This is a genomic window from Crocosphaera sp. Alani8 (genome assembly GCF_038442745.1).
In the GTDB taxonomy this organism is placed as follows: domain Bacteria; phylum Cyanobacteriota; class Cyanobacteriia; order Cyanobacteriales; family Microcystaceae; genus Crocosphaera.
Map to the genome: position 1 here is coordinate 1 of NZ_JARVCN010000139.1, position 8,699 is coordinate 8,699.

Sequence of the window (8,699 nt, forward strand, 5' to 3'; positions counted from 1 at the left end):
TTTCATCCCGACACTGACCTACGGTACAGTGCGGGGCTTCTCGACGGTTAGCTAACTACCACCACACAACTCATTGCCCTGTAACTGTACGATAAATTGCCTTTTCATCCACTCTATCTCATCCACCAAAGTTTGCACCTGCGCCACCAACTCTCCTACCAACGTCGTTAGTGCTGCTTACTTCGTTTGCTGTTTCTTAGTTTGAGCTACACTAACCTTTTTATCTAGGCTTTGCAACTTCCTTTCCAATCGCGCTCATTTCGTTACGATGGGCGATCGTAGGACTGACTAACTCCTAGGAGAACCCTTAGAAATTTTCTAGACGGGTAGCAGTGGTAACAGCGTGATAAGGATGTTTTAGATATTCAAGCCAGTAGTCTTGTCCCATCGTCTCAATTCCTTTTGCTCCAATCTCTGCTGCGGGCCACTGCACATCAGTAAATCCAGCGGCTTCTAACTCAGTTGTGATTGTAGCTGGAGTCCACATGGTATTTTCTGCACTGACTGATTCGCCATCTGCACTGACTGTCCATCGGCATCGGGAACCATCCCCACCTGAGTTGAGAATTTCCAGTTCGATTCCATAAAAAGGAAATGTTTCGGGATGGTTAAAAATGGAATCAAAGCAACCCCCAAGATGAATGAAACGTCCTCCAGGTTTGACCACACTGGCAAGAGAACGACACATTTGGCGCAACATTTCCAAAGTGTCTGCATAGTCGAGCAGCCATTCGGCTACAGCGAGATCAAAGTGTTTCAAACCAGTCTGTTCGACAAATTGAGCTAAAGCCGTCGCGTCTGCTACCTCATAGCGGATACCCTTTGATTGTTGAGCTTCTTTCTCTTTTGCCAAGCGGATCATTTCACAAGAGATGTCAACCCCAACCACTTCGGCTCCAGCGTCTCGAAACTGACGGCTATAAAATCCTTCCCCGCAAGCGACATCAAGCAATTGCAATCCACGGACCTCTCCCACTGCTTTGAAAAAGGTGTAACGCTCAGTGAAATGCTTCCACGGTAGTGATTTGGTTAGTAAATATTGCGCGCCTAGTTCATCATAATCAGTGGCCATAATAAGGTTTCTCCTATGATACTCTTCAAAATTAATAGGCTATTTTAAGTTTTACGAGAGAAAGTCTGTGTCTTTAGTCAATAGCTGTAGACCATAAAGTGGTTTCTCCTGGAATTACCGAGTTTTGAGTAGAAACAGAATTGTGAGTGAAGCCATAAATAATAGGAATAGCACCAAAAGTAAAAGACATTGCTATAACTAATGGAACTAAATACCATGAATTTTTTTTCTTGGAGGAAAGAGCAACCATTTCCTTTGATGAAGATAAAGCATCAGTTTTCATAACCCAAACTCCTTCTGAATGTTCATTGTTATTTGTTCAAGATGGTTTAAATATATAAATGTAGTTTGTCAGTGATATGACAACTACATTTATATAATGTGTCTCTTGCTTGAAAGGAATTTTGTTGGTAGGGGGTTTTAGTAGCGATCTCCCTAGGAAGTGGTCAAGGTTTTTCCGGGACTATGGCACAGAGGTCTTTAAGAATTTAGGATTGATGATCTTTTGACATAACAGTGACATCTCAATGATAACTCCGACGGATAGATTCAAAGTATCTCAAAAGAGTAACAAATACATCAACTCATCTCGCCATAATAGGAGAAATTAATCATGAAAATCAAAAGTCTTTTTGTGACTGGCTTATCTTGTCTAACTCTAGGGGGACTTGTTGCACCAGCTTTGGCTTCAGACATAGCTAAAACTTCATCGACACCAGGGTTAGAATATTGGCATGGACGATCTCTTGGACCTCAGCAATTAGTGGATCTAGGACGACAGGGTTTTTTGAATGCTCAGGGAATCCCCAGTAATTTAGGTTTTTCTACTTCTGTAAAATCTGGAAAAATTAATTCTCAGGTTCTAGTAAAAGCGGGTATTGATGCGGGTCGTTTATCTCCTAATACCATTAATAATAGTACCTATTTATCCCAAGTTCAGTCTATACTTTCTTATCTAGATGTGGATTAAAGACTGATTGATTGGGATTGAAAGTTAAACGTAATGGAGAATTTTGTTATGAATATTACTCAATTGGTTCGATGTCCTAACTGTGGTAATTATGCTCAACGTCGTTACTTTAGAAGTGAAGAAATTATGGGGGAAGTTTGTCCTAACCGTCAAGTTATTCAAACTGAATGTTCAAGCCGTCCTGGCTTAAGATAACTGTTCCTTCAATAATCAACAACAATTCAAGACAATTCATGAACAGGGGGTTAAGATTATTCGGAAAACTATTAACATTTCAGTGATCACTACCCTATTAATTCTATGGGGAATCTTAGGACAAAGTCTCTGTTCTTTAGCCAATGAGCCGATGTGGAGTCAACTCCCCAATGGACAACATCCATCTCCGGCCACAGAAGGGGAAAATCAATTAGAGGGAATTCATAATCAGCAATGGCAATGGCAGGTTGAACCCGAAGATAGGACTCACAAAGAGTCCATTGAGGAGGAATACCCTCTAGATGTCAATTCCAATAATGGTGTTCCCTCTGTCAACCCCATGACTGAAGAACAAGAGTGGGAAGATAGTAACACAGGAGAGCAAGTACCAACTGGTGGGACAGTTCCCCTTGTAGAATTTTAATGTTCTTTGCCCATCAAGTCTCAGACACAATATTGTCACAGGATCTTCAAGGCCACAACACCTCAATAGTTTAAGTTGAAAGTATGCTGAAATCAGGGGATCAACAAAGTGAATTTATTCAAGAACATAAATGGCATTTTCATGCGCAATTATATAATTGTTGCTCTTATCTTAATGTTTAGCATTCTCGGACTGAGTGAAGTTTTCATGGTTTCAATTGAGACTGGACAACAAAGCCGCCTTGAAGGATATGCACAGGGGTTTCGTGTTGGGTTTGTTCAAGTTTTGTCAAATTGGCGATGAGGTTCAATGTACTGAGTTTATATTTAGGTATAGGACGGTTTTCCTGTTATGGAAACTCATAAGGAATTAAAAAGTCATGAATAAGCATTTTTCTGAGATGTTAAGCAGTTTACTCTCATTATTAGTAATTATTTTCGGGTTAAATCTAATAACTTTAAAAGCGTCAGCACAGATGGAGGGGAATAGTTCCCAAGAGTTTTTTGAGCAAGGTTCTCAAGAAACTGAACAACAGATTGAAACTTTAGAAAACGAAAAACCTCATCAATCAACGGAGGAACGAGAAGAACAAAATCTAGTTCACCCTATCTTAAGAGAGCCAAATGCCCCATCATTAGAAACAGATGAGCTAACCGAATCTGGAGCTATAGAGACTAATCCAAACCGTGATGCCTTGGGAGAATTAGATTGGCAGGAGTAGGCTTAGTAGTGAAATCTCCCTATTAACTATTCAGGTCAAGATTTCTCGGGATTTGTGTCTAATTGCAACACAAATTGCCTTTTAATCCATGCTATCTCAGCCATCAAAGTTTGCACCTTCTCCACTAACTCTCCTACCAACTTCGTTAGTGCAGCTTGTTTTCGTTGCCTTTTCTTGGATTGAACTACACTAACTTCTTTGTCTAGGCTTTGCAGCTTCCTCTCCAATCGCTGAATCTCATTACGACGGGCGATCGCGTTTTGCATTTCTTTGTAAGCTTCACTATCAGCCGTCCCCAAATACTTAACCATTTTGCCTTTGACTTGGCTTTTGCTAGGATTATCAGCGTCATTGCTCTTAGAAATTCTCACAGCCTTCACTAAACGGTAATAAGTGTATTTCTTACCGTTTTTGTTGATGTGGGTGTAACCAATCCAAGTGTTGGGTTGGGCTACAGTCCCCGAACCTCGAATTTGTGCGATGCGAGCTTTAATCGCTAATTCAGGTGGCATGAGTTATTTTAGTGAAGTTTAATCTCTTTATTGTATACCTTCACTAATCTGAAAGTCAAGGTGAAAGGCTCTGTAGAAGCCCAAGTCCTATGAATTGGACGAATTAGTGAAGGTGTCTGAAGAGAAATTTGGCAGTAACGAGTAAAGAGCGATCGTAGTTGAACTATCCGAACCTTGAATTGTAATTGAGTTGTAATTGGGTTGTCATCAGAGCATTAAGTTAGAATCTAGGAGATTAGTTGTGATAGGTTATATATAGTTGTCCATCAATGTTATGTCTATTCAATTTAGTCTTTCAGAGTTAGAATCAATCATAAAGAAAAATAGCACCCCTCAATCCCAAGAGCGAGGAAAAGAGTATCATGAACAAGGATATGTAGAGCAAGTTATTAGTCGAGAAAATAACTTACAAGGAAAAGTAGAAGGGTCACTGGGAGAAGAATACCTCGTCAATATAGAATTATCATCACAAGGAATAGAATCAGCAACTTGTACTTGTCCTTATGATTGGGGTGGATGGTGTAAACATATTATAGCTACCCTTTATTACTATCAATTTTATCCTCAAAATATCAAAATTCGTCCTAGTTTAGAAGAATTATTATCACATCTTAGTCCTTTAGAAAACCAGAAATTAATTATTCTGTTAGTCAAGGAAAATCCCTGGCTAATGGAAAATATTGAACAGCAAATAAATCGGATAGCACCTATTACTAATCAAACGAAAAATTCAGGTTCATCTTATCAGAAGAGTATAGAGACAAAACCAATTCGGAATCAAGTCCGCCGTCTGATTGAAAATGGAGTTCAAGCTTTAGAAGAGGGATATGATGAAAGTCCCCTTGAAGAAGATTTAGCAGAGCTTATTAAGAGCGTAGAAGATTTAATAGAACAAGAAGAAATTGATAATGCTCTACTAACTTTAGCAGCCATTACAGAAACTTGTATTGAGAATTGGGATGAGGCTGATAATTATGGCATAGAAGCTTATGAAACAGCAAATCTTTTAGATGAAGCATTTAGTAAAGCAATTTTATTAGCTAAATTAGACTCGACGGAAAAAGTTGATTTAACAGTTGATTTAGAATTTTGGCAAAATGAATGGTCAGTTGATTTTGAGATGAGTTTAGCGGCTTTAGAACAGGGTTGGGACTATGCACCTTTACAAAAAAAATTGCAAGGAGAAATTACTTATTTATCAGAAGGAGAAAGACTGGAAAGACCAAATCATGTCAATAAATTAGCCTTGATTCGCTTAAAAATTCTCGCCAAAAAAAACCGAAATCAGGAGTATTTATACTTAGCTAAAGCGGAAGGAAAAATTGAGCATTATTTAACTTACTTAGTCCATTTAGGAAATATTGAAGAAGCTGTAAAAGAGGGGAAGTTATTAATAGCAACTACCCAAGAAGCCTGGTCTTTAGCCAAAAGTTTGTTGGAAGAGGGAGAACGGCAAAAAGCCCTTGAGATAGCATCTTTAGGTCTAACCAAAGAGGGGATGTATAAAATAGATCTAGCACATTGGACAGCGGAATTAGCCGAAGAAATAGGAAATGAAGAAATTACCTTAACAGCTTTAATCCAAGCATTTAAAACAGAACCATCTTTAGAAGATTATCAGAAAATAGAAAAATTAGCCCAAGACAAGTGGTTGATTTTAAAAGAGGAATTATTAGAGGAGCTTGGGAAATATGAAGGTTGGTATGTAAGTCGAGAAAAAGTTAAAATATTAATAGAAGAAAAGTTATTTGAGGAAGTAATAAATTTGGTAGATAGTAGTCCTTATTTACTTAATTATGAAGTTTTAGAAGCCGTAATTCCGTTTAATCCTGATTGGGTAATTCAAAAAGCAATTCCTAAAGCAGAATCAATTATGGATGCAGGGAAAGCTAAACATTATAAAACAGCTATTAATTGGTTGAATCCAGTGCGTCAAGCTTATTATCAAGCTAATAAAATTCAACAATGGAAAACTTATTATCAAGAATTAAAACAAATTCATGGACGGAAACGTAAATTAATGGAACTATTAAAACCCTTAGCTTAAATTAGGAGGAATTATCTATGGTGACAAAAATTGGGGTTAGAGAAGCCATAAAAAACTTCAATGACTTAGCAAGTAAACTGAATTTAAGTCAAACAGAAGAAGATAACTTTTTCCCAGAATGGAATGAGGAATTACCAGAAATAACAGAAGAAGAAAAAGTGGCACTCACTCGGATAAAACAACGTTATGATTATAATCGTTCATCGTCTCTGTTGCTAGAAGGAACTATTAATTTAGTGGTAGTTTCTCCTCTTTTAGAGGTAGCGGGATTTTTAGATCCACCCTTTAGAATTAAGTCCCCTGAGTCAGTAGAATTAATCATTGAAGATCCCGATCAAACAATGATCAGAGGATTAATAGATGTTTTAGTAGTCAAAGATTCTTTATGGGTATTAGTGGTCGAATCAAAACGGACTAGCATTCCTGTCGCCTCTGCACTCCCTCAGATTTTAGCTTATATGATGGCTAATTCTCAATCACAACAATCAATATACGGGATGGCAACTAATGGAGATAGTTTTATTTTTATCAAATTAAATAAAGAGGGAAAACCTCAATACGATCTTTCCAGAGAATTCTCCTTGTTACCTCGGAAACATGAATTATCTATGGTGTTGCAAATTTTAAAGAAATTGGGGCAAATCTAAGTTGTCTTCCCTATTGTAGCGATCGCCTATAAATGTATAAATTGAGTGTGGAGGGTGAAGGTATTTGGATTGTTGATCAGCACTAACTTCACAGAACAGAGTCATGGCAAGGATTGGGGGGAAAAGTCAAGTAAAAGACCGGGGCATAGAGATTTCCCCGACTAACCAAAACTCAGTAGCTCGCCTTCCACAAGGAAAGATCCCCCACTGAAAAACTAAGACACTTCAGAGAGAACGATGTTACGGAACTCTGCGGAACCACCAAGGTTATCAACAGTGTCATTGTCGTTGAAGAAGACAAGGCGATCGTACTCCCCAGTGAAATATTGTCCCAACTCGATGCTGTAATCTTTCCAGCCGTCAACAGCTTGGGCATCGTTTAAGCCTTGATAATCATTGAAAGCTTGGTTGCCAAAGGTTTGCGTGCCATACAGTTGAAAGATAGTGTTGCGATCGTTGAATAAGTCGTCGTCATTATCCAAGCCAATACCTTGTATTTCGGCTTCGTCTTCACTACGGAATTGGAAACTAAGGCGAGTGTTTTGTGTGACAGTATAACCAGTGATGTCTAAGTCTTTCCAAGCATTATTTTCAAGTTGTACCTCATTACCATTATCGTTATAAGTGACTTGACCTTGGGGAGTATCTTGGGGAACTGAGTTGCCATTATTAACTGAAGCATCTCCGTAACTTTCTAAGGGTTTACTAATCGCTGTTCCCTCAATTGTTACCGTTAGTTGATCAGTGATGGTAGAAGTCGTATTTTCAAATAAGGCAATATTTCGGAAAGAGGAATTACTTCCTAAGTTATCAGGGGTATCATTATCATTAGCCAAGAAAACACGGTCAAACGTCCCTGTAAAATATGCTCCCACATTGATAGAATAGGACTTCCAACCATCACTGACTTGATAATTATTATACGTTTGATTACCAAAGGTTTGAGTGCCAAATAGTTGAAAGAGGTATTGTGTCCCGTCAAATAAGTTATCATTGTCATCAAATCCTATTCCTTGTATTTCTCCTTCTTCTGTACTTATATAGTCGAAAGTTAATACAGTATCAGAGGTAATAGTATAACTCCCTTCATCAAAAGGTTGCCAAGATTTCCAAGCATTATTTTCTAATTTGACCTCGTTACCATTATCTAAATAAGTAACAACACCTTCAGGTCTATCTTGAGGTAAAGAATTACCGTTGAAAACAGAAGCATCACCGTAGGTTTCTAGGGCATTAGTTTCAGAATTGCCCTTAATTGTAATAGTAAGTTCTTGAGCAGTTGAGTTAATGTCTTCTAAAACAATATTACGGAACTCAGCCGAACCTCCCAGATTATTATTGGCATCATTATCATTGAATAAAACTAGGCGATCGTAAGTTCCTGTGAAATATTCACCGAGATTAATCTCGTAATCTTTCCAACCGTCTATCTCTTGATAATTATTAAATTCTTGTTCTAAAGCCCCATAGGTATCACTTCCATACAGTTGAAATAAGGTATGGGGATTATCAAATAAATTATCATTATTATCTAATCCAATTCCAAGTAATTCACCTATATCTTGACTACGGAATTGAAATCTTAAAACAGTATCTTCTGTCACATTATAGTCACCTAATTCCCAAGCTTTCCAGGCATTATTTTCTAACTTAACCTCATTTCCATTATTAGTATAAGTAACAATGCCATCATCTGTATCTTGAGGACGAGAAATACCATTTAGGACGGAAGCATCTCCATAACGTTCTAAGGCTTTACTAATCACTGTTCCGTTAACATCAATAGTGAAAGTATTAGAACTCGGATTTTCCGATAAAACAAGATTCCGAAATTGACTATTAGCATTGGCGTTAGCATCATCATCATTGGTTAAAATGAGGTAATTAATGTCTCCCGTGATGAAGCTTCCTAAATTAATTTCAAACTGTTGCCAATCATTAATATTGGTATAGGTAAAGTCTCGAATTCCCCAAGTATTTTGACTACCGTAGAGATTAAAGATTTTATCTTGACTTAATTCTAAATCATCATCAAAACCCAGACCCTGAATTTCTCCCACCTGTAAATTTTCCGTTGCTGGACTCGAAGAGTCTGTATAAATAAGGAGCGA

9 protein-coding genes and 1 pseudogene are annotated in these 8,699 nt (G+C 37.8%); 6 read left to right on the plus strand and 4 right to left on the minus strand.

The annotated features are described in order from the left end of the window. Positions 1-307: 307 nt before the first annotated feature. Both P9B04_RS09705 and P9B04_RS09710 read right to left on the minus strand, forming a co-directional pair. Positions 308-1,072: a class I SAM-dependent methyltransferase gene (locus P9B04_RS09705; RefSeq protein WP_342054788.1), complete on the minus strand. Its 765-nt coding sequence runs from the start codon at positions 1,070-1,072 to the stop codon at positions 308-310. A gap of 73 nt (positions 1,073-1,145) precedes the next feature. Next, on the minus strand, positions 1,146-1,355 hold the full coding sequence (locus P9B04_RS09710; protein ID WP_342054789.1) for a hypothetical protein: 210 nt from the start codon (positions 1,353-1,355) through the stop codon (positions 1,146-1,148). 330 nt (positions 1,356-1,685) lie between these two features. On the opposite strand from P9B04_RS09710, the gene P9B04_RS09715 reads away from it, so the two are divergent. The 4 genes from P9B04_RS09715 to P9B04_RS09730 all read left to right on the plus strand — a co-directional run bounded on the left by P9B04_RS09715 (position 1,686) and on the right by P9B04_RS09730 (position 3,382). Beyond that, on the plus strand, positions 1,686-2,042 hold the full coding sequence (locus tag P9B04_RS09715) for a hypothetical protein (RefSeq protein ID WP_342054790.1): 357 nt from the start codon (positions 1,686-1,688) through the stop codon (positions 2,040-2,042). Positions 2,043-2,090: 48 nt separating this feature from the next. Further along, a complete protein-coding gene (locus P9B04_RS09720) occupies positions 2,091-2,237 on the plus strand; it encodes a hypothetical protein (protein WP_342054791.1) in 147 nt (48 codons plus the stop codon). Positions 2,238-2,319: 82 nt separating this feature from the next. After that, on the plus strand, positions 2,320-2,661 hold the full coding sequence (locus P9B04_RS09725) for a hypothetical protein (protein WP_342054792.1): 342 nt from the start codon (positions 2,320-2,322) through the stop codon (positions 2,659-2,661). A 379-nt stretch (positions 2,662-3,040) separates the two neighbouring features. Beyond that, complete coding sequence (locus P9B04_RS09730) at positions 3,041-3,382, plus strand: hypothetical protein (RefSeq protein ID WP_342054793.1); 342 nt, start codon at positions 3,041-3,043, stop codon at positions 3,380-3,382. A gap of 35 nt (positions 3,383-3,417) precedes the next feature. Here the strand turns inward: P9B04_RS09730 and P9B04_RS09735 are convergent, their stop codons facing one another. Next, entirely contained in the window at positions 3,418-3,894 is a 477-nt protein-coding gene (locus tag P9B04_RS09735; RefSeq protein WP_342054794.1) for a transposase, read from the minus strand. Between the two features lie 274 nt (positions 3,895-4,168). Here P9B04_RS09735 and P9B04_RS09740 point away from each other — a divergent pair, with 274 nt between their 5' ends. Both P9B04_RS09740 and P9B04_RS09745 read left to right on the plus strand, forming a co-directional pair. Continuing rightward, a complete protein-coding gene (locus P9B04_RS09740) occupies positions 4,169-5,941 on the plus strand; it encodes an SWIM zinc finger family protein (RefSeq protein WP_342054795.1) in 1,773 nt (590 codons plus the stop codon). Positions 5,942-5,958: 17 nt separating this feature from the next. After that, entirely contained in the window at positions 5,959-6,588 is a 630-nt protein-coding gene (locus P9B04_RS09745; protein ID WP_342054796.1) for a type I restriction endonuclease subunit R, read from the plus strand. A gap of 215 nt (positions 6,589-6,803) precedes the next feature. Here P9B04_RS09745 and P9B04_RS09750 read toward each other — a convergent pair. Then, positions 6,804-8,699 (minus strand): annotated as a pseudogene (locus tag P9B04_RS09750) (hypothetical protein); the annotation flags it as partial.

What these genes read in the sequence shown, in the direction of transcription:
- P9B04_RS09705 (WP_342054788.1), bottom strand. Translation starts at nt 1,072, where the DNA reads ATGGCCACTGATTATGATGAACTAGGCGCGCAATATTTACTAACCAAA.
- P9B04_RS09710 (WP_342054789.1), bottom strand. Translation starts at nt 1,355, where the DNA reads ATGAAAACTGATGCTTTATCTTCATCAAAGGAAATGGTTGCTCTTTCC.
- P9B04_RS09715 (WP_342054790.1), top strand. Translation starts at nt 1,686, where the DNA reads ATGAAAATCAAAAGTCTTTTTGTGACTGGCTTATCTTGTCTAACTCTA.
- P9B04_RS09720 (WP_342054791.1), top strand. Translation starts at nt 2,091, where the DNA reads ATGAATATTACTCAATTGGTTCGATGTCCTAACTGTGGTAATTATGCT.
- P9B04_RS09730 (WP_342054793.1), top strand. Translation starts at nt 3,041, where the DNA reads ATGAATAAGCATTTTTCTGAGATGTTAAGCAGTTTACTCTCATTATTA.
- P9B04_RS09735 (WP_342054794.1), bottom strand. Translation starts at nt 3,894, where the DNA reads ATGCCACCTGAATTAGCGATTAAAGCTCGCATCGCACAAATTCGAGGT.
- P9B04_RS09740 (WP_342054795.1), top strand. Translation starts at nt 4,169, where the DNA reads ATGTCTATTCAATTTAGTCTTTCAGAGTTAGAATCAATCATAAAGAAA.
- P9B04_RS09745 (WP_342054796.1), top strand. Translation starts at nt 5,959, where the DNA reads ATGGTGACAAAAATTGGGGTTAGAGAAGCCATAAAAAACTTCAATGAC.